21 protein-coding genes are annotated in these 24,985 nt (G+C 66.8%); 5 read left to right on the forward strand and 16 right to left on the reverse strand.

Annotated elements, in window-relative coordinates; translation table 11 throughout:
* Position 1 precedes the first annotated feature (1 nt).
* Positions 2 to 1,726 carry a type IV-A pilus assembly ATPase PilB gene (gene pilB, locus ACYVJH_RS12700; RefSeq protein ID WP_460455018.1) on the reverse strand — a complete coding sequence of 575 codons (1,725 nt, stop codon included), beginning with the start codon at positions 1,724 to 1,726 and terminating at the stop codon, positions 2 to 4.
* 129 nt (positions 1,727 to 1,855) lie between these two features.
* Here pilB and ACYVJH_RS12705 point away from each other — a divergent pair, with 129 nt between their 5' ends.
* Positions 1,856 to 2,713, forward strand: a complete 858-nt coding sequence (locus ACYVJH_RS12705; protein ID WP_460455215.1) for a glycosyltransferase family 2 protein — start codon at positions 1,856 to 1,858, stop codon at positions 2,711 to 2,713.
* 10 nt (positions 2,714 to 2,723) lie between these two features.
* Here the strand turns inward: ACYVJH_RS12705 and ACYVJH_RS12710 are convergent, their stop codons facing one another.
* The 12 genes from ACYVJH_RS12710 to ACYVJH_RS12765 all read right to left on the reverse strand — a co-directional run bounded on the left by ACYVJH_RS12710 (position 2,724) and on the right by ACYVJH_RS12765 (position 13,658).
* Entirely contained in the window at positions 2,724 to 3,443 is a 720-nt protein-coding gene (locus ACYVJH_RS12710; protein ID WP_460455019.1) for a cephalosporin hydroxylase family protein, read from the reverse strand.
* A 1-nt stretch (position 3,444) separates the two neighbouring features.
* On the reverse strand, positions 3,445 to 4,377 hold the full coding sequence (locus ACYVJH_RS12715) for a class I SAM-dependent methyltransferase (protein ID WP_460455020.1): 933 nt from the start codon (positions 4,375 to 4,377) through the stop codon (positions 3,445 to 3,447).
* Positions 4,378 to 4,505: 128 nt separating this feature from the next.
* Complete coding sequence (locus ACYVJH_RS12720) at positions 4,506 to 5,342, reverse strand: NAD-dependent epimerase/dehydratase family protein (RefSeq protein ID WP_460455021.1); 837 nt, start codon at positions 5,340 to 5,342, stop codon at positions 4,506 to 4,508.
* Positions 5,339 to 6,568, reverse strand: a complete 1,230-nt coding sequence (locus tag ACYVJH_RS12725) for a methyltransferase domain-containing protein (protein ID WP_460455022.1) — start codon at positions 6,566 to 6,568, stop codon at positions 5,339 to 5,341. Before ACYVJH_RS12725 ends, ACYVJH_RS12720 begins: the two co-directional genes overlap by 4 nt.
* Entirely contained in the window at positions 6,565 to 7,101 is a 537-nt protein-coding gene (locus tag ACYVJH_RS12730; RefSeq protein ID WP_460455023.1) for a dTDP-4-dehydrorhamnose 3,5-epimerase family protein, read from the reverse strand. The genes ACYVJH_RS12725 and ACYVJH_RS12730 overlap by 4 nt, the downstream gene beginning before the upstream one ends.
* A gap of 11 nt (positions 7,102 to 7,112) precedes the next feature.
* Positions 7,113 to 8,219, reverse strand: coding sequence for a CDP-glucose 4,6-dehydratase (gene rfbG / locus ACYVJH_RS12735; RefSeq protein ID WP_460455024.1), 1,107 nt, complete (start codon positions 8,217 to 8,219; stop codon positions 7,113 to 7,115).
* Positions 8,201 to 8,971 (reverse strand): glucose-1-phosphate cytidylyltransferase, encoded by a 771-nt coding sequence (rfbF, locus tag ACYVJH_RS12740; protein ID WP_460455025.1) that lies wholly within the window; start codon positions 8,969 to 8,971, stop codon positions 8,201 to 8,203. Before rfbF ends, rfbG begins: the two co-directional genes overlap by 19 nt.
* 74 nt (positions 8,972 to 9,045) lie before the next feature.
* Positions 9,046 to 9,930: a hypothetical protein gene (locus ACYVJH_RS12745; protein ID WP_460455026.1), complete on the reverse strand. Its 885-nt coding sequence runs from the start codon at positions 9,928 to 9,930 to the stop codon at positions 9,046 to 9,048.
* Between the two features lie 15 nt (positions 9,931 to 9,945).
* Positions 9,946 to 10,803 (reverse strand): glycosyltransferase family 2 protein, encoded by an 858-nt coding sequence (locus ACYVJH_RS12750; RefSeq protein WP_460455027.1) that lies wholly within the window; start codon positions 10,801 to 10,803, stop codon positions 9,946 to 9,948.
* Complete coding sequence (locus ACYVJH_RS12755) at positions 10,800 to 12,653, reverse strand: hypothetical protein (RefSeq protein ID WP_460455028.1); 1,854 nt, start codon at positions 12,651 to 12,653, stop codon at positions 10,800 to 10,802. The genes ACYVJH_RS12750 and ACYVJH_RS12755 overlap by 4 nt, the downstream gene beginning before the upstream one ends.
* 63 nt (positions 12,654 to 12,716) lie before the next feature.
* A complete protein-coding gene (locus tag ACYVJH_RS12760; RefSeq protein WP_460455029.1) occupies positions 12,717 to 13,124 on the reverse strand; it encodes a pilin in 408 nt (135 codons plus the stop codon).
* Positions 13,125 to 13,244: 120 nt separating this feature from the next.
* Positions 13,245 to 13,658, reverse strand: coding sequence for a pilin (locus ACYVJH_RS12765; protein WP_460455030.1), 414 nt, complete (start codon positions 13,656 to 13,658; stop codon positions 13,245 to 13,247).
* Positions 13,659 to 13,991: 333 nt separating this feature from the next.
* Here ACYVJH_RS12765 and ACYVJH_RS12770 point away from each other — a divergent pair, with 333 nt between their 5' ends.
* Positions 13,992 to 17,015, forward strand: a complete 3,024-nt coding sequence (locus ACYVJH_RS12770) for a fused MFS/spermidine synthase (protein WP_460455031.1) — start codon at positions 13,992 to 13,994, stop codon at positions 17,013 to 17,015.
* 15 nt (positions 17,016 to 17,030) lie between these two features.
* Here the strand turns inward: ACYVJH_RS12770 and ACYVJH_RS12775 are convergent, their stop codons facing one another.
* Positions 17,031 to 18,416 (reverse strand): sigma-54-dependent transcriptional regulator, encoded by a 1,386-nt coding sequence (locus tag ACYVJH_RS12775; RefSeq protein ID WP_460455032.1) that lies wholly within the window; start codon positions 18,414 to 18,416, stop codon positions 17,031 to 17,033.
* Positions 18,417 to 18,466: 50 nt separating this feature from the next.
* Positions 18,467 to 20,101, reverse strand: a complete 1,635-nt coding sequence (locus ACYVJH_RS12780) for a sensor histidine kinase (RefSeq protein ID WP_460455033.1) — start codon at positions 20,099 to 20,101, stop codon at positions 18,467 to 18,469.
* A gap of 115 nt (positions 20,102 to 20,216) precedes the next feature.
* Between ACYVJH_RS12780 and sucC the strand changes: the two genes are divergently transcribed.
* From sucC to ACYVJH_RS12795, 3 genes are all read left to right on the forward strand, one after another.
* The gene (sucC, locus tag ACYVJH_RS12785; protein WP_460455034.1) at positions 20,217 to 21,377 is read left to right on the forward strand and encodes an ADP-forming succinate--CoA ligase subunit beta; all 1,161 of its coding nucleotides are present in this window, start codon (positions 20,217 to 20,219) and stop codon (positions 21,375 to 21,377) included.
* Between the two features lie 21 nt (positions 21,378 to 21,398).
* Positions 21,399 to 22,274, forward strand: coding sequence for a succinate--CoA ligase subunit alpha (gene sucD, locus ACYVJH_RS12790; protein ID WP_460455035.1), 876 nt, complete (start codon positions 21,399 to 21,401; stop codon positions 22,272 to 22,274).
* A 181-nt stretch (positions 22,275 to 22,455) separates the two neighbouring features.
* Positions 22,456 to 24,087: an NAD+ synthase gene (locus ACYVJH_RS12795; protein WP_460455036.1), complete on the forward strand. Its 1,632-nt coding sequence runs from the start codon at positions 22,456 to 22,458 to the stop codon at positions 24,085 to 24,087.
* Here ACYVJH_RS12795 and ACYVJH_RS12800 read toward each other — a convergent pair whose 3' ends face one another.
* Positions 24,088 to 24,927, reverse strand: coding sequence for an outer membrane protein assembly factor BamD (locus tag ACYVJH_RS12800; protein WP_460455037.1), 840 nt, complete (start codon positions 24,925 to 24,927; stop codon positions 24,088 to 24,090). It lies immediately after the preceding gene.
* Between the last annotated feature and the right edge of the window lie 58 nt (positions 24,928 to 24,985).

The following is a 24,985-nucleotide window of genomic DNA, read 5'->3' on the forward strand; positions in this document are numbered from 1 at the left end:
CTTAGTCCTTGGTCACGCGGTTGACTTCAGCCAGGCTGGTGACGCCTTGCCTGGCCTTCATGAGGGCAGAGTCTCTCAGATCGCGCACACCCGCCTGCTTGGCGGCCTCGGCGATCTGCAGGGCATTGCCGCCCTCGAGGATGATCTTCTGGATACCTTCGGCCATCGGCATCACCTGGTAAATACCCAGGCGGCCCTTGTAGCCGTCGTTGCAGTCGTCGCAGCCGACCGGTTCGTAGAGGGTGATTCCCGCCGCGACCTCTTCGGGCGTGAATCCCTCGGCCAGCAGCGCGTTCTCGGGCAGCTGCACCGGTGTCTTGCAGTCGTGCAGCCGCCGCGCCAGGCGCTGGGCGATGATGATGGTGACCGACGAGGTGATGTTGTAGGGCGCGATGCCCATGTTCATCAGGCGGCTGACCGTCTGCGGGGCGTCGTTGGTGTGCAGGGTGGAGAGCACGAGGTGACCGGTCTGGGCCGCCTTGACGGCGATTTCGGCGGTTTCCAGGTCGCGGATTTCGCCGACCATGATCACGTCCGGGTCCTGGCGCAGGAAGCTGCGCAGCGCGGCCGCGAAGGTCATGCCCTTCTTGACGTTCATCTGCACCTGGTTGATGCCCGGCACGCGGATTTCGACCGGATCCTCGGCGGTGGAGATGTTGCGCTCGTCGGTATTGAGGATATTCAGGCCGGTGTACAGCGACACCGTCTTGCCCGAGCCGGTGGGGCCGGTGACCAGGATCATGCCGTAGGGCTTGGCCAGGGCGTCGAGGTAGAGCTGCTTCTGGTCTTCCTCGTAGCCCAGCTTGTCGATGCCCAACTTGGCCGCGCTGCCGTCGAGCAGACGCAGCACGACCTTTTCGCCGAACAGGGTGGGGCAGGTGGACACGCGGAAGTCCATCTGCTTGGTCTTGGAGATGTTGAGCTTGATGCGGCCGTCCTGCGGCAGGCGGCGCTCGGCGATGTCCAGGGCGGCCATGACCTTCAGGCGGGCGCTGATGCGCGGGTGCAGCTTGACCGGGGCCTTGGCGACGGTGCGCAGGATGCCGTCCATGCGCAGGCGCACGCGGTATTCGGTTTCGTAGGGCTCGAAATGGATGTCCGAGGCGCCGCGCTTGATCGAGTCCAGCAGCACCTTGTTGACGAAGCGCACCACCGGGGTGTCGTCGCCGCCCTTGCTGTCGGCCAGGTTGTCGGCCGCATCGTCGTCGCCCGAGCTGGACTCGAGGTTCTCCAGCCCCTCGGCATCGTCCATGCTGTCGCCCATCGAATCCGAGGCGGTCAGAGCCAGGTCGATGGTTTTGCGCAGCCTGTCCTCGTCCACCAGGATCGGTTCGACCGTCAGGTTGGTGGCGAACTTGATTTCGTCCAGGGCGCGGGTGTTGGTGGGGTCGGAAATGCCCACGAACAGCCGGTTGCCGCGCTTGTACAGCGGCAGCGCCTGGTGTTTGGTGATCAGTTCTTCGCTGACCAGCTTGGTCGCCGCCTGGTTCAGGTCCAGGGCCGAGGCGTCGAACAGCGGCATGCCGAATTCGATCGCGTTGGCACCGGCGATATGGGCCGCGGTGGCCAGCTTCTTGTCCAGCAGGTAACGGTGCACCGGCTGCTTGGCCTTGGTGGCCTCGTCCAGCGCCTTGCGGGCGTCGGCTTCAGCCAGGTGGCCATCCAGCACCAGCCGCCGGGCAATGCCGGTAATCCCCACCAGATTGGCAGTCGCGTTGGCGTTCACCCTTCCTCCCCGAGCCGCGCCATGGCGGCCACTCTAACCCAAAACAGCCGTTCGGCCAGCCCCCGCGGGGGCCGTCCCGGCTGCCGGGCGTCCGTGTAAAGTACCCCAGAATCAGGCGGATCCGGGGAAATCATGAAAATCAGCATCATCCTCCCAGCCAAGAACGAGGCCGAGGGACTTCGCCGGACACTGCCGGCCCTCGCCGAGACCCTGCCCGGCGCCGAAGTGATCGTGGTGGATGATGGCTCGACTGACGAAACCGCCGATATCGCACGTGCCGCCGGGGCGCGGGTGCTGTCGTCCCCCTATTCGATGGGCAACGGCGCGGCGATCAAGCGGGGTGCCCGCGCGGCCGGCGGTGACGTGCTGGTGTTCCTGGACGCCGATGGCCAGCATGACCCCGGGCATATCCCGGCGCTGCTGGCCAAGCTCGACGAGGGCTACGACATGGTGGTGGGGGCGCGCGACGGTTCCGGCCAGGCCAGCGTCGGCCGCGGCCTGGCCAATCGCCTTTACAACCGCCTGGCGAGCTGGATGACCGGCCATTCGGTGCTGGACCTGACCTCGGGCTTCCGCGCGGCGCGCGCGGACAAGTTCAAGGAATTCCTGCACCTGCTGCCGAATGGATTCAGCTACCCGACCACCAGCACCATGGCTTTCTTCCGCAGTGCCTACCCGGTGGCCTACTTGCCCATCCGGGTCGACCGCAGGGTCGGGACCTCCAGCCACATCCGGCCGCTGAAGGACGGCATCCGGTTCCTGCTGATCATCTTCAAGATCGCGACCCTGTATTCGCCGCTCAAGCTTTTCGTGCCCGCGGCCGCCGGGTTCTTCCTGCTGGGGCTGGGGTACTACGGCTTTACGTTCGCCACCCAGCACCGTTTCACCAACATGAGCGCGCTGTTGCTGAGCGCGGCCGTGATCATCTTCCTGATCGGCCTGGTGTCGGAGCAGATCACCAACCTGACCTATCGCCGCGACCCCTGAGGGAGCGGCTTCAGCGCGCGCGCCTCAGGTAGCCGCCGGGTGCGACCGTTATCAGCAGCTGGGCTTCGCGGTCGTCATCCACCTCGAAGTCGGCGTTTTCGGCCAGATAGGCATTCACGGCCGTCTTGGGATTGTTGCCGACATCCCAGGGGCGGTCCGGATAGAGTCCTGCCGGCAGGTGCTCGACCACCGTGTCGAACACCACGCAATAGCTGCCGACACTGACCAGCGGGGCGTAGGCCCGCAACTCGGCGAGCACGTGGTCGTGGGTATGGTTGGAGTCGAGCACGACCAGCGTCCGCAGGCCGTTCGCGCGGCGCGAAACGTCGGCCACGACCTTGGGGTCGATGCTGGAGCCCTGGATCATGTCGATGCGGCGAGCCATCGGATGGGCTTCTATCGCGGCCCGGTTGTGCGCGCGGATGTCGATGTCGATGCCCAACACGCGTCCCTTGCCGATCAGTTCCAGGATCGAGGCGTAAAAGACCAGCGAGCCGCCGTGCGCGATGCCGGTCTCGATGACCAGGTCGGGTTGCAGCCGCCAGAGGATCTCCTGCATCGCGACCATGTCCTGCGGGTACTGGATGATGGGGCGGCCCATCCAGCTGAAGTTGTAGGAATAGCGACCCTGGATGGACTGGCGCATGAAAGCGTCCGAGGTCTCACCGAGCAATTTGTCGTCGCCCTGCGCGCGGATGCGCTGGCGGACTTCATCTTCGAAGCTGTTCATGTCACGGGTTGTCCATGGGAATGTAGTCCAGGTGCGGGCCACCGGCCCGCGTGATCTCGTCGAGGTAGTTCGAGTTCATCACCACGACATGGTCGCCGGGCGCCAGGCGCGGCAGTCCGTCAGCGGGTGACAGTACCTCAATTCCGCTGCCCGCCAGGAAGCAGCCCTGCTTGGCCGGGTTGATGTCGATGGCGAACGAAACGTCCAGGCCGTGCGCGCGCGCATGGTGGCAAAACATCACCCCCTTGGCTGCCGCCCCCCAGACGACGGTGCGGTGGCCGTCGGCCGCCCGGGCAAGTACCGAGTGGATGTTGCCGAAAAGCTCGGCCGGCACCGTCACCGGCGTTGCCGGTGGCAAGGACGCCGGGGTGCGCAGCGTGGCCAGGTCGGCCACGGCATACAGGTACTGCCCACCGAACAGGTGGCCGGCCTCCAGCACGCGTCCGAATAATCGCTGGAAGTCGCCGGGGCGGAAATAGTTGACGTGTTCATAGAAAAAATCGAACCAGGCCCGGCGAGCCAGTATCCAGTCCAGGCACGGAACTTCGATGTAGATCAGGCCGCGGCCGCCGTTGGACTCGCGCAGACCGTCGAGGAAGCCGACGGGGTCGTCCAGGTGCTCAAGCGTATGCCTGAGCACGATGGCATCGCCGCGGACGCCGGCATCCGGGGTGAAATGCCTTTTCAGGATGCCCGGGTCATCTCCTTCGTAGGCCGGGTCGATGCCGATGGCGTCATGACCCTGAGCCCGCATCATCCCGAGGAAACGCCCCTTGCCGCAGCCCACCTCCAGGATCCGGGTCCCGCGAAAGTGCCGGCCGACTACGGCCAGTACCTCGGCAAGATGGGACTGGAAGGCTTCGGAGTGCGCCTGCTCGTTCTGGTAGCTCGGGTCGTAGCTGAGCAGGCCAGGCTCGAAATCGCGGTTGCACACGAGACCAGTCCGGCCGTCCTGCACGAGGCGCAGCCTGCCCCGTGGGCAGGCCCTGGCCGCGGCCGGATCCTGGTACATCTTGTTCTGATAGACGGGAAGGTCCGGCAGAAACAGTAGCTCCCGATCGTTCATGCAGACTCCAGCAGTCCGTCAAGCTTGTCACGTCGGCCCCAGAATGCGAACGGTTCGTAGCTGGGGTAGGGCAGCCGCCCGGTATCGAGCCGAAGCCCGGAGCCAAGTTCCGCCAGCCAGGTTTCGGCCATCGTCCTGACGGCGACCGGCTTTCCGCTGCAGATGTTGACTACCCCGACATTCCCCGCGTTGAGACAAAGCCAGGCCAGCAGCCGTCCGGCCTCCGCTGCCGGAAGGAAGTCCCGCTCCTGGTCCCCGGGCGACATGGGAAGGGAGGGGTCGCCGCAGCGGGCGGCGGCCTGCACCAGGGAGTACAGCGAGGTTGGCGCCTGTCCGGGGCCGTAGAGATAGAACAGCCTTGCCCAGGCCAGGTCGAAGCCCAGCTCCGCCTGCAGGGTCTGCAGGTGGCGGCGAAGGGCATCCTTGGCCTGGCCGTAGGCGGTGGTCGGTGCGGCCGGCATCGACTCGTCGAGGGCGCCTTCGCGCAGGCCGTACTCCAGGCAGGTTCCAGCGACCACGAGGCGACGAAGTCCGCTGCGCAGCAAGGACTCCAGGAAGCGGGTGTGGCGCGGCAATTCCTGCTGGACGTGGTGGGGCGAGGCGTAGTTCGGCAGACCGCCCCAGGCCAGGTGCAGCAGAGCGTCCGGCCGCCCGAGCCGGTCGAAGAGCTCGGGGTCGGGTGCTTGGCCGAGGTCCGCGTGAACGACCTGCGCCGAGGGCAGGCCTGGGTCGCTGGCGTGGCGTAGCAGCACCAGGTCGGCACCGGTCGCCGCGAGCGCGGCGCAGGTATGGCGGCCGAGGAAGCCGCTCGCCCCGCTGACGGCAATCCTCACGCCGCCACCACCTCTAGCCGCGGTACCGCGAAGACGAGCTGGCCGCCCCAGTCCCGGACGTAGGCCAGCTGGCTGGTGATCTCGTCGCGCAGGTTCCACGGGAACACGACCACAAAGTCCGGTTTTTCCTCGCGCAGCCGGCCTTCCGCGACGATGGGGATGCGCGAGCCAGGCAGGAAACGACCCTGCTTGTGCGGGGATGCATCGACGACGAAGGCAAGCAGGTCGCTTCGCGCGCCGGCGAAGTTGAGCAGCGTATTGCCCTTGGCCGCGGCGCCGTAGCCCGCCACCCGGCGACCGGCACGCTTCTGTTCGAGCAGGAAGGCGAGGAACTCGTCCTTCACCTCTTCGGCCTGACGCTGGAAGCCGCGGTACCAGTCGAGCGCGTCCATGCCGGCCGCGCTTTCAGCCTCCCTCATCTTCGCCAGGGCTGCGGTCTGTTCGCGGACCGCCCCGGGCAGGCAGGCCCAGACCCGTAGCGAGCCGCCGTGGGTCGGCAGGGCCTGCACGTCGAACACCCGCAGCCCCTGGGCCGCGAATATGCGCTCGACCACCTGCAGGGAAAGATAGGAAAAGTGTTCGTGGTACACGGTATCGAACTGGCGCTTGCGCACCAGTTCCATCAGGTGCGGGAATTCGAGCGTGGCCACGCCCTCGGGCGCCAGCAGGGCGGCGATGCCGGCCACGAAGTCGTTGATGTCGGGAACGTGCGCGAGCACGTTGTTGCCCACCACCAGGTCGGCGCCACCGCGTTCCGCCTTGAGCCGGGCGCCCAGGCCGGCCCCGAAGAATTGAGTGAGCGTCTCGATGCCGTGCTCGCGCGCGACCCGCGCCGTGCTCTCGGTGGGCTCGATGCCCAGGCAGGGAATGCCGCGTTCGGCGACGTACCGGAGCAGGTAGCCATCATTTGAGGCCAGTTCGACCACGAAGCTGCGCGGGCCGAGTCCGAGTCTTGGCACGACCTCATCCACGTAGCGCTCGGCGTGCGCCAGCCACGAGCGCGAATAGGAAGAAAAATAGGCGTAGTCGGGGGAAAACAGCCGGTCGTGCGACTCCACCTCGTCCACCTGCACCAGCCGGCAGTTCCCGCAGGTGTACAGCTTCAGGGGGAACCAGGTTTCGGGCCGCGCGAGCTCGGCGGACGACAGGTAGGCATTGGAGGGGGGCGCGGTGCCCAGGTCCAGGAACACCTCTTCCAGTGGTTGCGCGCAGGCGCGGCATTTCATAGGACGATTCCGGTGAATTCTGGCGTCAGCAGGGGATGGGCAAGGTCGCGTTCCGAAAGGCCGCTGGCCGGCAGGGGCCAGGGGATGCCCAGCCGCGGATCGTCGTGGCGCAGCCCGCCTTCGTGGGTGGGCGACCAGGGCGCGCCATGCAGGTAGAGCAGTTCGGCCTCGTCTTCGAGCACCTGGAAACCGTGTGCAAAACCTTCCGGGATGAACAGGGCCCGCTTGTCCCCGCCGGCCAGTTCGACGGCATGCCATCGCAGGAAGGTGGGCGAGCCGGTGCGAAGGTCGACCACCACGTCGTACACGCTGCCGCGAAGACAGCGGACTAGTTTCCACTCCGCCGACGGCGGCGACTGGTAGTGCAGGCCACGAAGCGACCCGCGACCCCGCGTCAGCGACAGGTTGGTCTGGGCGACCTGCAGGTCCGGCCGGATAGCCGCCAGCTCCTGCGCGCAGAAGATCCGCTGGAAACGCCCACGCGCATCGTCGGCCGCCAGGCTTTCGACCAGGTGCAGGCCCGGGAGCGGCATCGGGACAAGTTTCAACCGGCCCATGGCAGGCCCGCGGAACGTGCATCGGCAACGTATTGGTCGAGGTCCCGGGTGCTGTGCAGCCGACCATCGGCAAGGAAGGCCCGGTACCAGGTCGCCGTGCGCGCCAGGGCAGCGGCAGCATCCCAGACCGGCTTCCAGCCCAGCTGTCCGCGCGCCGCGCTGCTGTCGAGCACCAGCTGTCCCGCCTCGTGTGGATGCGGTCCAGGGGTGGTGGCGACCTCGATGCCGGGCCAATGGCGGGCAAGCGCGGCCACCACCTCGCCGACAGTGAGGCAGTCGGCGGAAGCAGGCCCGAAATTCCAGGCCCGGTCCACGTCTTCGCCGGCAAGCAGGCGCCGGCCTAGTTCCAGGTAACCCGACAGGGGTTCGAGAACGTGCTGCCAGGGGCGCGTGGCGGCGGGATTGCGCAAATGCAGCGTTTGCCCGGCCATGGTCGCGCGCACGAGGTCGGGCACCAGGCGGTCTTCGGCCCAGTCGCCACCGCCGATCACGTTGCCGGCGCGCGCCGTGGCAAGCCGGACCGGATCGACGCGCTCGTCGCCCGTCCGGAAGAAGCTGCGCCGGTAGCTCGCAGAGACGATTTCGGCGCAGGCCTTCGAGGCACTGTAGGGGTCGTGGCCACCCAGCGGATCGGCTTCGCGATATCCCTCCGGTCGGGAAGGTGGTTCATAAACCTTGTCGGTGGTGGCGTTGACCACTGCGCGCACCGACGGGCAGGCACGCACCGCCTCGAACAGGTTCACCAGGCCGACGACGTTCGTCTCGAAGGTGCCTGTCGGATCCCGGTAGCTGCGCCTGACCAACGGCTGCGCGGCAAGATGCACGACGAGTTCCGGCTGGAATTCATCCAGCGCCGCGCTCACCGCCCGGGGGTCCCGCAGGTCGGCGCGGATGTCGCGGGAAATATGCAGTCCCAGCGCCTGCCAGTGCGAAGGAGTGGTGTCGGGGTCCAGCGCGTAGCCGGCGACGTCCGCCCCCATCGATTGCAGCCACAGGCAAAGCCAGGAGCCCTTGAACCCGGTGTGGCCGGTCACCAGGACGCGTCGGCCGACGTACGCGCCCCCGAAGGCCGAAGTCAGGTCCAGGACTTCCACGGTGCCTTCCCGCCCTCCCAGAGCTCTTCCAGCCGGGTCTTGTCCCGCAAGGTATCCATTGGCTGCCAGAACCCGGCGTGGGTATAAGCCGAAAGTTGTCCGTCCCTTGCGAGGCCCTCCAGGGGCTCGCGCTCCCAGATGGTGGCGTCGCCTTCGACGTAGTCGAGCGCGCCCGGTTCGAGCACGAAGAATCCGCCGTTGATCCAGCTGCCGTCACCCTGTGGCTTCTCGGTGAAGCGCGTGATGCGCGCGCCTTCGATGTCGAGCGCGCCGAAGCGTCCGGGCGGCTGCACCGCGCACACCGTCGCCAGTGTTTTCCTTTCGCGGTGGAAGGCTATCTCGCCGGTGATGTCGACGTCCGCCAGCCCGTCGCCATAGGTGAAGCAGAAGGTTTCGTCGTCGAGGTACTCGGCAGCGCGCCGGAGCCGACCGCCGGTCTGGGTATGCTCGCCGGTATCGACCAGGGTGACGCGCCAGGGCTCGGCGTGGCGATGGTGGACCTGCATCTGGTTGTTGACCAGGTCGAACGTCACGTCCGAGGTGTGCAGGAAGTAGTTGGCGAAGTACTCCTTGATCAGGTAGCCCTTGTAGCCAAGGCAGATCACGAAGTCGTTGATCCCGTGACCGGAGTAGATCTTCAGGATGTGCCAGAGCAGCGGCTTGCCGCCGACCTCGACCATCGGCTTCGGGCGCGTGCCGGTTTCTTCGCTCAGACGCGTACCGAGCCCGCCCGCCAGAATCACTGCCTTCATCAAAACCCCCGGAAAACCGCTGCTTCGAAAGTTCGGAGCGCGTACTGGATTAGAGCGACGGCACCGGGTGGGTGTCAATGATCGCTATTGCGGGCTGCCGGGCGGCGCAAAGCGAGGTACAGCAGGTAGGCCAGTGCATCGCCGGCCAGCAAGGTTGCGCGGAAGCCGGCGACCAGCACGGCCACGCCGGCGAAGGGAAGCGCGCCCCTGAGCAGGGAGGCGGCCACGGCCTCGAACACGCCCATGCCCTGTGGAGCAAAAACCGCGACGAAGCCGCTGGCCCAGGCCAGGAGGTAGGCCGAGGCAATCTCAAGCATCGCCTGGCCCTCCGAGGCCGTAGGAAAGGCCAGCCAGTAAGTGGTGAACGCAAAGGCCGCGATCAGCCAGAAAGCGGTCGCCGGAAGCAAGGCGGCGGCGTAGGCGCGCATCACCACTGCGTGGCCGGCGAGGCGCGACGCGAGCAAAGGAAGCAACAGCAGCGTGGCGGCGCCGCCGGCGAGCAGCCACCCGGCGACCTGCGGATTCTTGTCGTCTGCGAACCAGGCCAGGCCCGCCAGCAGGAGGGCCAGCCCGAGTGGAAGCAGGTTTTCGAGCGCGACCAGCGCGGCCAGCGTGCGCCGGCCGAAACCCATCGTACTGAGGTCGGCAATCCGCGAGACCGTGTGCCAGATGCCGCCGGGCAGGTAGCGTGCGGGCAGGCGTTCGAAGTGGATGCGCAGTGTCGCCCGGTAGCCGGGGCTGCGCCCGAGCGCCGCCAGCAGCGCATGCACCATCAGCGGTACCAGCAGGTGCGTCCCGGACCAGGCCAGGATGGCAAGCAGCACCGGTCCGGCCCGGGCCAGCGACAGCGCCTGCAGGAATGCGTCGCGCGCCGTCCAGGCGGCAAACAGCAGGAAAGCCAGCGCCACCGGCGTGAAGGCGCGGCGGGACAGCTGCAGCAATCGGCGAGGCGGAATCATGCGGTGCGCCCGGCCTCAGGTCGGACGCCGGCCGACGACGTAGCGCAGCAACAGGAGCGTCGGCAGCGACGCCAGCACGAGCACCTTGTCCAGCCACCCCAGACGCGCGCGGACGATGATCCCCGCCAATGCGACCGGCAAGCCCAGGAGCGGCAGCCTGCGCGAGATCCAAGAGCGCGAAACGCCGAATCCGTGCGAGGTGTACCGGGAGAGCTTGGCGCCGTAGTGGCTCTCAGAGCGCAATTCGCGGCGCGACCATGAGCCGTTCCGCGCATGCAGGAAGTCGCCCGAAAGCGACAGGGCGGAAAGCAGCAACAGGTCGCCGCCGACGGTCGCCGGCAGTGGGCCGCATTCACGCAGCCGGTCCAGGCGCATCACCCCCAGAACAGGATTCATGCTGCCCCAGAACACCGTGAAAAAGCGTGCCGCCGGGGCCATGCCCCGGGTGTCGCTCCAGCCGCTCCGGCGTGGGTAGGGCAGCCCGTCCGGCCCGATCCATTCGGTGCTGGCGTGGGCCAGGCTGGCCGACGGGTGCGCGATCAGCAGGTCCACGCATTCGGAAACCAGGCCCGGGGTCCAGAGATCATGTCCGGAGGCCCACATGAAGAACTCCCCCGAGGCCAGGTCCGCCGCGCGGCGGAAATTGGCCGTAACGCCCCGGTTGGCCGGCGCCACGTCGATGCGGATTCGCGCGTCCTCCGCAGCATGGCGCCTGCATATCGCGAGCGTTTCGTCCGTCGAGGCGTTGTCGCAGATGATTATTTCCAGGTTCGGGTAGTCCTGGGACCGCAGGCTGGCCAGCGCCTCATCGATGTGTGCCGCTTCGTTGAATACCGGCACGCCGATGCTGACCAGCGGGTGTGCCTTCGTCACCTGCCGGTCTCCGGCGGCAGCTCGATCACGGCCAGTCCGGTGTTGGCGGCATGGTCAGCGACGGCGCGGGCGATGTCACGGTGGCCTGCGTCAAGCAGCGCCTGCACCACGGCACTGGCGAACTCGGCGTCGCCATGGTCGATGGCGGCCTGGTACAGCCCTGTTGCGAGCGATTCGTCGCCAAGCAGGGTGAGGGCGTGGTCGGCGAAGGCGTAATACTGGCCCGGCGGCATGTCCATGCGGTCGACCAGGACCAGGTAGGCCTCGGCGAAGCGGGCGTCGTCAAACTCCACGCCTTGCTGGCGCATGCTCAGCATGCCCGTGATCATGCCCAGCTCCTGTGGCCCGATGGCCCGGTTCTTGAGCTTGGAGACGATGCGGTCCCACCATTCGGGCTTGGCCGGCTGCCCGGCCGTGGCGGCAAGCACGATCAGGCCCTGCTCGGGCATTGGCGAGGCATTGGGTACGCGCGAGCCCCTTTCGAACTCGGATTCGGCGAGCGCGTAGAAGCGCGACGACGAATCGTTGTTGGCGCGGATCATGAACTGCTCCCCCAGGTCCATGCTGGCGCGCGAGGAATCGGGATTGCGTGCCACCAGCGACATCGCCAGGTGCAGCGGATCGCCCCAGGTCGCGCTGCGGATCAGGGTCAGCACCAGCAGGCCGGCCAGGACAACGCCGACGGTGGCCGGGCGCAGCCAGTGGATTCTTCCGGCTGGCATTCGCAGCACAAGCGATGCGATGGCCAGCACGATGCCGAGGATCGCGAAGTAGTTGCGGTGCTCGAACACCTGCTCCAGCGGCACCACGTTGCTGCTCAGGGCGTGCGATACAAAGAACCACATCAGTCCAAGCGAGAGCAGGGGCACCCGGTGCCGGCTCGCCCAGGCCAATGCCGCCAGCGCGGCCAGCAACAGTCCACCGAACAGCGTGGTCAGCGGATCAAGCAGGCTGCGTGAGGCCTGGAGGTGGTCGTAATAAAAAAGGTAGGAGGCCGGTTGCGGCAGCACGATCCAGGACAGGTAGGTCGGCAGCACCCTTAGCTGGGTAAGCAGACGCTCGCCCGGGCCGTAGTCACGGATGGCATAGACCTCGGGCGCGACATAAGCCGGCACAAGCACGAAGAAAAACGCCAACAGGGCCGCCGTCACAAAGACCACGTAGCCCATCCTGATTCTCGACCCGGCTCGTGCATCGGTCGCCGCGAAGCGCAGCAACGTCAGCTCGAGCGCCAGGGTGTATGCCGGGAAAAGCGCGGCGGTTTCCTTGCACAGCAGACCGATGGCTGCAATCGCGAAAGCGCCTGCAACCCAGGGCCAGCCGTTGCCCCCGGCCATCTGTAGGCGCCGTCCACGCAGGTAGGCCAGCAAGCCCAGCAGCACGAAGGCCAGTGCCATCATTTCCATGCGCTGCACCACATAGGCCACCGTGGAGACCTGCAGGGGATGGATGGCCCACGCCAATGCCACGGCCGCCGGCGGCATCAGTGCGGCGAGGGTGTTTTCCGGGCGCTCGGGAAGCAACCGGCGCACCAGCGCGAAAACCAGCAGCACGTTCGCCAGGTGGATCAGCAGGTTGGTGAGCTTGTAACCGAAGGGATCCAGGGCCCAGATCGAATGGTCGATCGCCAGGCTGATCGTGGCCAGTGGACGGCCCAGTAGTCCGCCATAGGCCGATGCCGCCGCGAGCAGGCTGTCTGCGTCGAGCTGTTCGGCATGGATCTGTTCGCGGTGGACGATGTTCGAATAATCGTCGAAGAGGAAACCACCGCTGAGTGCCGGGAAGTATGCCAGTGCGGTGACCAGCAGCAGGACAGCGGCTGGAAGCAGGAAACGCTGGGCGTGGGTCATCGGCTCTGCTCGGGCGGGTCTCGGGGGCTAGTGTAAGGCCACGAACACCGCTCCGGGGAAACGTCAGTTGCAGTGCGCTGGCTTGTATTTCTGGGGCGTGCCGGCCGGTGTGTTGCAGGTCCAGACGCCGGCGCTCGAACGGCTCAGGCGCAGCTGGCCGCCGGCGATGGCCGGGTGTCCGACGAGTACGCACTCAATGTAGCCATTGGCGGCTGCCGAAATGTTGATCGGGTTGCAGCGCGGGGTGCTGGCCGGGAGGCCAAGGTCTGTGGCAGCGAACGTGGTGTTGCTGTCGGCCACCAACTGCGACTCGAATGGCGCGCGGCCCGTGGCGATGTCGGCCAGTCCGCCGGTCATCTGCGCGCGGATCGTGTAGTCCTGGTAGATCGCCGCGCCTATCGCCGAAAGGATGGCGATGATCGCGATGACGATCATTAACTCGATGAGTGTGAATCCCTTGGACTGATGCATAACCCACCTGCTGGCTGGTGATGACGAGCGGGGGGAGCTCGGGAATCTAACAAGTGCCGGGGGTTCAAAGTAGGAAGGGGCGGCGAACCGCCCCTTCCGATTACCACGTCACGCAAAAACTCAGGCGCAGTTGCCCGGCTTGTGCTTCGACAGGGCGATGGTGCTGGTGCAGTTCCACTGACCCGTGGCGGAAACGCGCTTCAGGGTGATGGTCTTGGTGTTGACGATCGGGTTGCCGCGCAGGGTGCAGATGATCGTACCCGAGGTGCTGGCGGTGACCGCGATGGTGGAGCAGCGCGGGGTCGAAGCGCTCAGGCCGATGACGTCCGGGGCAGTGATCACGGTGACCGAACCGCGCTGGACGAACTCTTCGTACGCGGTCACGCCGCCACGGATGTCGGCCAGGCCGGCGGTCGCCTGCGAACGGGCGATGTAGTCCTGGTACAGCGGCAGCGCGATGGCGGCCAGGATCGCGATGATCGCAACCACGATCATCAGTTCGATCAGGGTGAAGCCTTTCTGGATGTTTTTCATGGGTGAATCCCCTAGGTGGATTGTGATTGTCACGTGTCGAGACGGAATTCCCTTCCGTGGGTAGCCGTGCCGAAGCACGTGCTATTTCAGTGAAGCATCAACTGTGCCAGCTGTTTGACGGCCGTCACAGGCCGGAATATAGGCATAAGGACTAACGCAAGGCCAGCTTGGAAGGGGACAACGGTGGGCTTTTTTGAGCATCAGGTCACAATGTGACGCAGAGCGTCATTTTGTGCCAATTAACACTGTGATGGGTCTCACAGTTTGCCGGTGCGACTGGTCCCGGTCGGATTTGCGGCTATTCTTCCGCCCATCAACCAAGGGGAGTATTGGATGAAGGTCCAGGGCTGGGGATTGGAGCGCGCGCTGCTCGCGCTGTTCGTTGCGTCCGGGTTCGCCGGGCTCATTTACCAAGCTATCTGGTCCCATTACCTGGGTCTTAGCCTGGGTCATGCCGCCTACGCGCAGACGCTGGTCCTGGCGATCTTCATGGGCGGCATGGCGGCCGGTGCGTGGCTGGTGAGCCGCCGGGGCGTGAACTGGAAGCGCCTGATCTTCGCCTATGCCGTCGTCGAGATCCTCATCGGCCTGGCCGGCCTGGTCTTCCATCCCTTGTTCCAGGCCTACTCCGGGTTCTCGCAGGGAGTGGTCTATCCGGCGCTCGAGTCCGAACTGGCCGTCAGGGCCTGGCAGTGGGGCAGCGCGGCCCTGCTGATCGCGCCCCAGAGCATTCTTCTTGGAATGACCTTCCCGCTGATGAGCGGCGGCTACCTGCGCGTTGCGCCCAGGGCCGACGGCCAGATCCTCGGTGGCCTGTATTTCACCAACAGCATCGGCGCCGCCTTCGGCGCCCTGTTTGCCACGTTCGTCCTGTTGCCATCGGTGGGGATGCCCGGCGCCATGGTCACCGCTGGCCTGGTAAACCTGCTGGTCGGCCTGCTTGCCTTCATGGTGTCCAGGCAGGTAGATGCCATGCCCCTGCCGGGCAGCATGGCGTCGCCCGCGCCTACGAAGGAATCGCCAACGGCGGCGGCGGGGCGGCCGACGGTCGGGTTCTACCGGATGATGTTGCTGGCGGCACTGGTCACCGGTGCCAGCTCGTTCGTCTACGAGATTGGCTGGGTCCGCATGCTCAACCAGTCGCTTGGCACGACCCTGCACTCCTTCGAGCTCATGCTGGCGGCCTTCATCCTGGGCCTCGCCTTCGGCGGTCTGTGGATCCGCCGAAAAAGTGATGCCATTCGCGACGCCGTGCAGTACGCCGGCTACGCGCAGGTCTGGATGGGGATTGCGGCGCTGATCTCCATTCCCATCTTCGGGCAGAGCTTCCGCGGCGTGAGCTGGCTGCTTTCGATGCTCCCGCGGGACGACTTCGGTTACGCGCTTTTCAGCTTCGGCAGCGGCATCATCGCGCTGCTGGTGATGTTCCCGGCCGCGTTCTTTGCCGGCATGACGCTGCCGTTGTTCACCATGGCGCTGCTGCGCCGGGGCGCGGGTGAAGCCAGCATCGGACGGATATACGCGGCCAATACGCTCGGCGCCATCCTCGGCGTGGCGCTGGCAGTGCACGTGCTGATTCCGTTCATGGGCCTGCGCCTCGCGGTGACGGTGGCGGCGCTGGCCGATATCGTCCTGGGCCTGGTGCTGCTGCGCCTGTTCGCCGACAGCGTGCGGCCCAGCAATTACCTGGGTGCCATGTCCGCGACCCTGGTGGCGCTGGTTGTGAGCCTGCTGGTCGGTCGCCCGAGCCCAGAGGCGCTGGCTTCTGGCGTTTTCCGCACGGGTGACGTCGTGCTGCCGGGAGACGCCAAGGTCAGGTTCATGCGCGATGGCAAGACTGCCACGGTTGCGGTGTCGACCCAGGGAACCACGGCCGCCATTTCCACCAACGGAAAGCCCGACGCGTCGCTCGAGCTTTCGCCCGATGGCCCGCCCACCGCCGACGAGATAACCATGCTCATGGCCGGGGCCCTGCCGCTGGCGATCCATCCCAACCCCAGGCAGGTCGCCGTGATCGGCTGGGGCTCGGGACTCAGCACGCACACCCTGCTGGGCAGCCCGGTGCCGGACCGGGTCGATTCGATCGAGATCGAGCGCGCCATGATCGATGGCGCCTCGCTCTTCGGCGACCGGGTGGCAAGAGCCTACAAGGACCCGCGTTCCCGCATCCACATCGACGATGCCCGCACCTACTTCTCCACGGGTCACCGGCGCTACGACGTGATCGTTTCCGAACCGTCCAACCCTTGGGTGAGCGGCGTCGCCAGCCTGTTCACCAAAGAGTTCTATGCCTTCATGCGCAGGCACCTCAATGATGAAGGCATCGTCGTCCAGTGGCTGCAGAGCTATGAGCTCGATGATCCGCTCCTGCTGACGATGGTGGCGGCGCTGGTGGAGGAGTTCCCCTACGTGGACGCCTACCTGGCCAGCGACGCCGACATCCTTTTCGTCGCGAGCGAAACGCCACTCCCGGAACTGAATATGTCCAGCCTGAAACATCCGGCGCTTGCGGCGGAACTCGCGCGGGTGGGCGTTGCCCGGGAAGGCGACATCAGGGTGCGTCGCGTCGCGTCGCAGGAAGTACTGCGCACGCTGGTTTACCTTTACGGCGCCGAGCCCTATTCGGACTATCTGCCCGTTGTCGCGCTCGAGGCCCCGCGCGCGCGGTTTGCCCGTCTGGGCGCCGAGAGCGTGGTATGGCTCACGCGTGCCGGCATGCCCATCGTCGAGATGACCGATGGCCGCGAGCCGGCCTCCATCAGCGACAACATCACCCTCGTGCCGGACAGTTCAGCCGTTGAGTTCCACTGGAATGCCCGCAACATTCACACGGCACTTCTTTCCGGCGAAGCGCTCTCCGAAAGGCAGGTTTCCCCGGAGTTGGCCAATGCACTCTCACTGCTGATCGATTCAGGCAACACCGGAATTCCCGCTGACGGGCTCGACGACTGGCTGGCGGCGATCGCAGTGGTGGCCGACAACTCACTCTCCCACCTGCCTGCCCAGGACCACGAGGGCGTCTGGATCAATCCGGGCTGGATTCCGGCCGATCTTCCGGAGCCTGCCCGTCTCGTCCTGGCGGCTTATGACGCTACCGCGCGCCGGGATGCCGCCACGATGCACCAGGCGGGCCTGGAGGCCCTGGCCGCGCTGGATCCGTCGCGTCCCGCGGCGATCCGCGAGCACATGCTCGTGATCGCAGAGCTGGGCGCGATTGCCAGCGGGAAGCCGGAAGAGGTGCTGCCGATGGAGCGGAGCGTCGGCCGCGACGTCGAACTCAGCCAACTCTACGGCTACTCGCGCTCGTTCCTGATGGCCTGGGCCGACCGTGTGCAATTGGAGCAGGGCGCGCAGTAGCGCGCCCTGTTTTTTTCACTCCATTCCCAGCTTCTTCAGCTTGTACCGCAGCGCCCGGAACGTAATGCCCAGCTGCGCCGCCGTCTTGGTCTTGTTGTAACGGTTCGCTTCCAGCGCCTTCTGGATGGTTTCCCGCTCCATCTGCTCGATCGCGTCGGGCAGGGCGGTGCCATCGGCCATGCCGGGCGGCACGGCGGGCGAGGGTGCGGCGGCGACGGGACGCAGCGGCATGTCGTCCTCGGTGCCGATTAGGCTGTCCACCTGCGGCAGGTAGAGGTCGGCCACCTCGATGCGCTGGCCGTCGCACAGGGCCACCGCGCGCTCGAGGATGTTCTCGAGTTCGCGCACGTTGCCGGGGAAGGGATAGGCCGTCAGCGCAGCCTCGGCTTCCTCGCTCAGCGCCGGCAGGGTATCGGCGGTCTCGCCGGCAAGGCGCTTGAGGATGGCCTCGGCCAGCTGCGCGATGTCCTCGCGGCGCTGGCGCAGCGGCGGCACCGCCAGCTCGATGACGTTGATGCGGTAATAAAGGTCCTGGCGGAAGCGACCCTCTTCGACCAGCCTGGCCAGGTTCTTGTGCGTGGCCGACAGGATGCGCACGTCCACGGGCAGTTCGGCCGGCGCGCCGACCGGGCGCACCGATTTTTCCTGGATCACGCGCAGCAGCTTCACCTGCATGTGCAGCGGCAGCTCGGCGACTTCGTCAAGGAACAGCGTGCCGCCCTGCGCCGCCTGGAACAGGCCTTCCTTGTCCACGTGGGCGCCGGTGAAGCTGCCCTTCTTGTGGCCGAAGAGCTCGCTTTCCATCAGGTCGGACGGGATGGCGCCGCAGTTCACCGGCACGAAGGCGCCGCCCGCGCGCGAGCCCTGTTCGTGGATCAGCCGGGCGACCAGTTCCTTGCCGACGCCTGATTCACCGCTGATGTACACCGGTGCCTGGCTGCGCGCGACGCGCTGGATGGTCTGGCGCAGCTGCTGCATGCGCGCCGAATCGCCGAGCAGGCGGGCGCTGGCCGGCGCGGTCTTGCGCTGCTGGTTGAGGTCCAGCGCGTGCTGCACCAGGCGGCGCAGCACCGCCAGGTCCACCGGCTTGGTGACGAAGTCGAAGGCGCCGGCCTTCAGGGCCGTCACCGCCGCCTCGACGTTGCCGAAGGCGGTGATCATCGCCACGGGGATGTCGGCGTACTTCTGGGCAATGTGTTCGATCAGCTCCTGGCCCGAACCGTCGGGCAGGCGCATGTCGGTCAGGCACAGGTCGTAGCTCGCCTGGGCAAGCTGGGCGCGGGCCGACGCCAGGTCGGCCGCGGTGTCCACCCGAAGGCCCATGCGGCCCAGGGTCAGGACAAGCAGTTCCCGGATGTCGCGCTCGTCATCTACTACCAGTGCGCTGCGGGCGGTGGCCATGCGGGTTCGGGGGGCTGGGGACCCACGTACATTAGCCGATGCCGGGTGTTTCAGGCCAGATTTAGCCGTCCCGGGCCGGCCGGATGCTGCATCAGGGTCATGCCCGGCGGCATGATGATGCGGAAACAGCTGCCGCCGCCCGGCACGGGCTGGTAGCTCAGGCTGCACTGGTTGGCCTCGCACAATTGCTGGGCGATGTAGAGGCCCAGGCCGGTGCCGTGTTCGCTGGTCGTATAGAAAGGCGTGAATATCTGGGCGGCCACGGGCGCCGGGATGCCGGGGCCGCGGTCTATCACGTTGAGTTCCGGCGGGGCGCCCGGCGGGGCGCTGCGCACCGACACGGTGACCTTGGCCGGCTCGCCCGGCAGGCGGCCGTAGGTCAGGGCGTTCTGGACCAGGATGGTGAGCACCTGGTGCAGGTGGCGGGGGTCGGCCATGGCCAGCACGCTGCGTTCGCTGACGGCCTGCAGCACGTCGGTTTCCAGCGGGTGGCTGGCCCGGTATTCATCGACGAAACGCCGGGCGAACTGGCTGATGTCGATCGATTCGGGCTGGCTGCGCTCGCGCCGGGCCAGGCCCAGGATGTCCTGGACGATGCCGTTCATGCGCTGGCACTGCGTGTGGATGATTTCCAGCAGGCGCTGGTCGGCCTCGGGCAGTTGGGCGGTTTCCTCCAGCAGCTGCACCGAATACATGATGGCGGCCAGGGGGTTGCGGATTTCATGGGCGATCGAGGCCGACAGCCGGCCCAGCGTGGCCAGGGTCAGTTCCTCGGCGCGGTCCGAATACAGGCGGCTGTCGTCGAGGAAGATGAGGAACAGGTTGTCCGTGAGGCTGAGCGAGACGAAGCGCGGCAGCACTTCGGGCGCGCCTTCGCCCAGGGTCATGGCCTTGGGGGTCTCGCCCCGGCCCTGGCGCCAGGCCAGCAGGGCCCGGTGCAGGCTCATGGCGATATCGGCCAGTTGGCGGCGCTCGGGCGAGGGTTTGCCCAGCAGGCCCCAGGCGGCTTCGTTGCAGACCTTTACCCGGTGTTCGCCGTCCACCACCAGGATGCCGGTGCGCATGCGCCGGATCACCAGTTCGTTGATCTCGGCCTGGTTGGCCAGTTCTTCGCCGCGTTGTTCGGCCAGGGCCTGCGACTCCAGCACCTGCCGGCTGAGCAGTTCGCACAGCACCGCCGTGGCCAGGTAGGTCACCGAGAACATCACCGACTCCGCCAGGGGCCGGGCGTTGGCGATGTCCACCGTGCGCAGGTACAGGCTGTCGAGCAGCACCACCAGGCACGCCGCCAGTGCGAAGCCCAGGCCCACGCGCTGGGACAGGATCAGGGCGCCGGCGCCGACGTTGAACAGCAGCAGCAGTGCCACGCCGCCCTGGCTGCCGGAGGTGGTGCTGAAGACGGCCGCGGCGACCGCGATGTCGATGCCCAGGCCGATCGCGGCCTGGCGGGACGGGGGAAGTTCGCTGCGGTAGCCGGCCACCAGCAGGGTGATGGCGGCCACGGTGTAAAGGACCACCATTGACTGCAAGAGGGCCGGCTGGCGGATCTGCAGCAGGTACTCCCCGGCCGGGCTGAAGGCCACCAGGGCCAGCAGGGCCGCCTCCAGCGTGCGGTAGAGGTTGAAAAAATAGAGCTCGCGGCGCTGGGGGCTGGGGCCGGGCGATTTGTGGGGGGCGGGGGCCATGGCGCCCAGTATGCCTCGCGGCCGGTCGGCTGGCGCAGGGGCTTTTGCGTTGGGTGGGCCGGGTCGGCGACAATACCGCCCCCGTTCGCGACCCCCTCCCCACACAGGTATCGGCATGAACTTCCACGAATACCAGGCCAAGCAGCTGTTCGGTGACTACGGCATCGCCGTCCCGGCCGGCCGCGTTGCGCGCACTTCCGACGAGGCCGTGGACGCGGCCAAGGCCATTGGCGGCGACTTCTGGGTCGTCAAGGCGCAGATCCACGCCGGCGGCCGCGGCAAGGCCGGCGGCGTCAAGCTGGCCAAGACCCTGGACGAGGTCCGCGCCTACGCCAAGGGCATGCTCGGCACCAAGATGTCCACCTACCAGACCGCCGGCGTCGAACTGCCGGTGGACAGCGTGCTGGTGACCCAGGCCACCGACATCGCCAAGGAGCTCTACCTGTCGGTGCTGGTCGACCGCGCCACGCGGTCCATCACCTTCATCGCCTCCGCCGAGGGCGGCGTCGAGATCGAGAAGGTCGCCGAGACCAACCCGGACGCCATCAAGTCGCTGCACGTCAACTACGTGCAGGGCCTGCAGCCCTACCAGTGCCGCGGGCTGGGCTTCAGCCTGGGCCTGACCGCCAAGCAGGTGGGCCAGCTCACCAAGATCATGATGGGCCTGTACAAGCTGTTCAATGAAAAGGACCTGGCGCTGGTCGAGCTCAACCCGCTGGCCATCCTGACCAACGGCGACCTGGCCGTGCTCGACGGCAAGATCAACTCCGACGACAACGCCGGCTACCGCCACGCCGACCTGCTGGCCATGCGCGACATCCGCCAGGAAGACGAAACCGAGGTGCTGGCCAGCCAGCACGACCTCAACTACGTGACCATGGACGGCAACATCGGCTGCATGGTCAACGGCGCCGGCCTGGCCATGGCCACCATGGACGTGATCAAGCTCAACGGCGGCGAGCCGGCGAACTTCCTCGACGTCGGCGGCGGTGCCAACAAGGAGCGCGTCACCGAAGCCTTCAAGCTGATCCTGCGCGACCCGGACGTGAAGGCGATCTTCGTCAACATCTTCGGCGGCATCGTGCGCTGCGACATGATCGCCGAGGGCATCATCGCCGCGGTGAAGGAAGTGGACGTCAAGGTGCCGGTCATCGTGCGCCTGGAAGGCACCAACGTGGACAAGGGCAAGGAGATCCTCAAGAACTCCGGCCTGGCCATCCAGCCCGCCGACGACATCAACGACGGCGCCAAGAAGGCCGTCGCGGCCGCCGCCTGATCCCCCAAGGACAATCATTCCATGAGCGTTTTGATCGACAAGAACACCAAGGTCATCGTCCAGGGCTTCACCGGCCAGCAGGGCACCTTCCACGCCGAGCAGATGCTCGAATACGGCACCAAGGTCGTTGGCGGCGTCACCCCGGGCAAGGGCGGCAGCACCCACATCGGCCTGCCGGTCTTCAACACCGTGGCCGAAGCCGTGGAAGAAACCGGCGCCGATGCCTCGGTCATCTACGTGCCGCCGCCGTTCGCGGCCGACGCCATCCTGGAGGCGGCCGACGCCGGCATCCGGGTCATCGTCTGCATCACCGAAGGCATCCCGGTGCTGGACATGCTGCGCGTCAAGAACACCCTGGCCGGCTACGACGACGTCGTGCTGGTCGGCCCGAACTGCCCCGGCGTCATCACCCCGGGCGAGTGCAAGATCGGCATCATGCCGGGCCACATCCACATGCCCGGCAAGATCGGCATCGTGTCCCGTTCGGGCACGCTGACCTATGAAGCCGTGAAGCAGACCACCGACGCCGGCCTGGGCCAGTCCACCTGCATCGGCATCGGCGGCGACCCGATCAACGGCACCAACTTCATCGACGCGCTCAAGCTCTTCCAGGAAGACCCGCAGACCGAGGGCATCATCCTGGTCGGCGAGATCGGCGGCACCGCCGAGGAAGAAGCGGCCGAGTTCATCGCCGAGTTCGTCACCAAGCCCGTGGTCGGCTTCATCGCTGGCGCCTCGGCCCCGGCGGGCAAGCGCATGGGCCACGCCGGCGCCATCGCCTCCGGCGGCAAGGGCACCGCGGCCGGCAAGTTCGAGGCCCTGGAAAAGGCCGGCGTCACCACCGTCAAGTCGCCCGGCGACCTGGGCGCGGCGATCGCGGCGAAGCTGAAGAAGTAAGCTTCGTCCCCGCGTCGCACGGAAGGCCTCTTCCCTGGCGGGGAGGGGCCTTTCGCGTTCTGGCGGCCGGAGGCGTGGGCGGTCGGTACGTCGGTCCCGATTCGCCATCCGGGGCTAAAGTCCCGCCCGCACGCCTTAAGATGCCCGCCAGGCAACAACTCCCGTGGAAGGAAACACCTGGATGACCCAGATATTGCGCATCGCCCTGGCCCAGTTCGATTTCCCCGTCGGCGATGTCGTCGGCAATGCGCGGCGCATGGCGGCCTGGGTGGCCGAGGCGCGTGATACGCACGGGGCCGACCTGGTGCTGTTCCCGGAGCTGGCGCTCAGCGGCTATCCGCCCGAGGACCTGGTGCACCGGCCGGCGTTCCTGCAGGCCTGCGAGGAAGCGCTGGCCGGCCTGGCGAGGGCCTGCACCGGCATCGTCGCCGTGGTCGGCTGGCCGCAGGCGGCCGGGTCGATCGTCTACAACGCCGCCAGCGTGCTGCGCGACGGCAAGGTCGCGGTCACCTACCGCAAGCGCGAGCTGCCCAACTACGCGGTGTTCGACGAGCGCCGCTATTTCGACGTCGATCCGGACGGCGGGGCCTGCGTCTTCAACGTCAAGGGCGTGCCGGTCGGCCTGGTGATCTGCGAGGACCTGTGGTTCCCCGAGCCGCTGGCCGAAACCGTGGCCCTGGGCGCGAAGCTGGTGCTGGTTCCCAATGCGTCGCCGTTCGAGCGGGGCAAGACCGCCAGGCGCGACAGCCTGCTTGAAATGCGCGTGCAGGAAGCCGGCATTGGCCTGGCCTACCTCAACGTCGTGGGTGGGCAGGACGAACTGGTCTTCGACGGCGCTTCGGTGCTGGCCGATGCCGACGGCAGCCTGCACGAGGCCGCGGAGGCCTTCGTGGACCACTGGCTGGTGGCCGACTTCGATGCCGGCGAAGGCAGGTTCACGCGCGTGCGCTGGGCCACCGAAGACGACGAGTCCTGGCAGTCCCAGGCCTGGCGCGCCATCGTGCGCGGCATCCGCGACTACTGCGGCAAGAATGGCTTCGACAAGGTCTGGCTGGGCCTCTCGGGCGGTATTGATTCGGGACTGGTCGCGGCGCTGGCGGTGGATGCGCTGGGGCCCGGCAACGTCACCGCCGTGCGCCTGCCCTCGCGGTTCACCTCGGACCTGAGCAACGACCTGGCGGAAGAACAGGCCCGCCTGCTCGGCATCGCGCTGGAAACCGTGGCCATCGAAGCCCCGTTCGAGGGCTTCCTGCAGGCCCTGGGCCCGCTGTTCGAAGGCCATGAGGCCGGCGTGGCCGAGGAAAACCTGCAGTCGCGCTGCCGCGGTGCGCTGATGATGGCGCTCTCGAACAAGTTCGGCGGGCTGCTGCTCACCACCGGCAACAAGAGCGAATACGCCGTTGGTTACGCCACCATCTACGGCGACATGTGCGGCGGCTTCGCGCCCATCAAGGACCTGTACAAGACCGAGGTGACGGCGCTCTGCCACTGGCGCAACGCCCGGTCGCGGGTGATCCCGGAAGAGGTGATCACGCGCCCGCCGTCGGCCGAGCTGCGCGAAAACCAGACCGACCAGGATTCGCTGCCGCCCTACGAAGTGCTCGACGGCATCCTGCTGCGCTACGTCGACCAGGACCGTTCGCCGGAAGAGATCGTCGCCGACGGCTTCGATGCACCCACGGTCGAGCGCGTGCTGCGGCTTTTGCGGGTCAATGAATGGAAACGGCGCCAATCGGCGCCGGGTCCAAAGCTCTCGCACCGCGCTTTCGGGCGCGAGCGCCGCTACCCGATCAGCTCGGGCTGGCGCGACTGATCAGTCGCCAGAGAAGGGATTGAGCCGCCCGAAGAAACCCCGGCCGTCCGGCCAGTCGTCCGACAGGTAGGGGTGCTGCGGGTAGTTGGTTTCCAGCACCTTGCGGCTGTCGGCGGCCAGTTCGTCCTGGCCCAGCGCGACGTAAGCCGACGCCATCAGCGCCAGGGCGTCACCTTCGTGCTCGCTCTGCGGGTAGGTCTGCAGGATGTACTTGCCGCGGTTGGCGGCGGCCACGTAGGCGTCGCGGCGCAGGTAATACAGGCCGACCTGGAGCTCGTGGCGCGCCAGCAGGTTGCGCAGGTAGATCATGCGCTGGCGGGCATCCGGCGCGTAGCGGCTGTTCGGATAGCGGCGCAGGACCACGGCGAAGTCGTTCAGGGACTGCGTGGGCGCACCCAGGTCGCGCTTGGCCATGTCCTGGTTGGCGATGCGCAGCAGCGTGGCGCGGCCCTGGTCGAAGTTGATCAGCGCCTTGAGGTAATAGGCGTAATCGATATGGCGGTGCGTCGGGTAGGTGCGGATGAAGCGGTCGACCGCGGAGGTGGCTTCTTCGTTCTTGCTCTGCTTGTAGAGCACGTAGGCCACTTCAAGCTGCGCCTGCTCGCTGTAGGGGCCGTACGGGAAACGGGCGACCAGCCGCTGGAAATAGAGCTCCGAACGGTTCCAGTTCTTCATTTCCATCGCCGACTTGCCGACCCGGTACATCTCTTCGACCGGCAGGGATTCGGTGGGTTTTTCCTTGTCGCCGTCGAACCAGCCGCCGACGGTCTTGCAGCCAGCGAGGGCGAGCATCATCACCAGGAGGGCGGAAATACGGATCAGGCCGGTTGGTCGGGTCATCAGGGGAACAGGTTCGGACGCTGCGGGCAGCAAGTTCAGGGATAATACCGGAAAGCCC

Source organism: Arenimonas aestuarii (assembly GCF_054781715.1).

Coding starts and splice junctions, on each gene's coding strand:
- ACYVJH_RS12745 (WP_460455026.1), bottom strand. CDS start 9,930: ATGATTCCGCCTCGCCGATTGCTGCAGCTGTCCCGCCGCGCCTTCACG.
- ACYVJH_RS12710 (WP_460455019.1), bottom strand. CDS start 3,443: ATGAACAGCTTCGAAGATGAAGTCCGCCAGCGCATCCGCGCGCAGGGC.
- ACYVJH_RS12795 (WP_460455036.1), top strand. CDS start 22,456: ATGACCCAGATATTGCGCATCGCCCTGGCCCAGTTCGATTTCCCCGTC.
- ACYVJH_RS12765 (WP_460455030.1), bottom strand. CDS start 13,658: ATGAAAAACATCCAGAAAGGCTTCACCCTGATCGAACTGATGATCGTG.
- ACYVJH_RS12730 (WP_460455023.1), bottom strand. CDS start 7,101: ATGCCGCTCCCGGGCCTGCACCTGGTCGAAAGCCTGGCGGCCGACGAT.
- ACYVJH_RS12725 (WP_460455022.1), bottom strand. CDS start 6,568: ATGAAATGCCGCGCCTGCGCGCAACCACTGGAAGAGGTGTTCCTGGAC.
- ACYVJH_RS12770 (WP_460455031.1), top strand. CDS start 13,992: ATGAAGGTCCAGGGCTGGGGATTGGAGCGCGCGCTGCTCGCGCTGTTC.
- sucC (WP_460455034.1), top strand. CDS start 20,217: ATGAACTTCCACGAATACCAGGCCAAGCAGCTGTTCGGTGACTACGGC.
- rfbF (WP_460455025.1), bottom strand. CDS start 8,971: ATGAAGGCAGTGATTCTGGCGGGCGGGCTCGGTACGCGTCTGAGCGAA.
- ACYVJH_RS12775 (WP_460455032.1), bottom strand. CDS start 18,416: ATGGCCACCGCCCGCAGCGCACTGGTAGTAGATGACGAGCGCGACATC.
- sucD (WP_460455035.1), top strand. CDS start 21,399: ATGAGCGTTTTGATCGACAAGAACACCAAGGTCATCGTCCAGGGCTTC.
- ACYVJH_RS12780 (WP_460455033.1), bottom strand. CDS start 20,101: ATGGCCCCCGCCCCCCACAAATCGCCCGGCCCCAGCCCCCAGCGCCGC.
- ACYVJH_RS12800 (WP_460455037.1), bottom strand. CDS start 24,927: ATGACCCGACCAACCGGCCTGATCCGTATTTCCGCCCTCCTGGTGATG.
- ACYVJH_RS12755 (WP_460455028.1), bottom strand. CDS start 12,653: ATGACCCACGCCCAGCGTTTCCTGCTTCCAGCCGCTGTCCTGCTGCTG.
- ACYVJH_RS12760 (WP_460455029.1), bottom strand. CDS start 13,124: ATGCATCAGTCCAAGGGATTCACACTCATCGAGTTAATGATCGTCATC.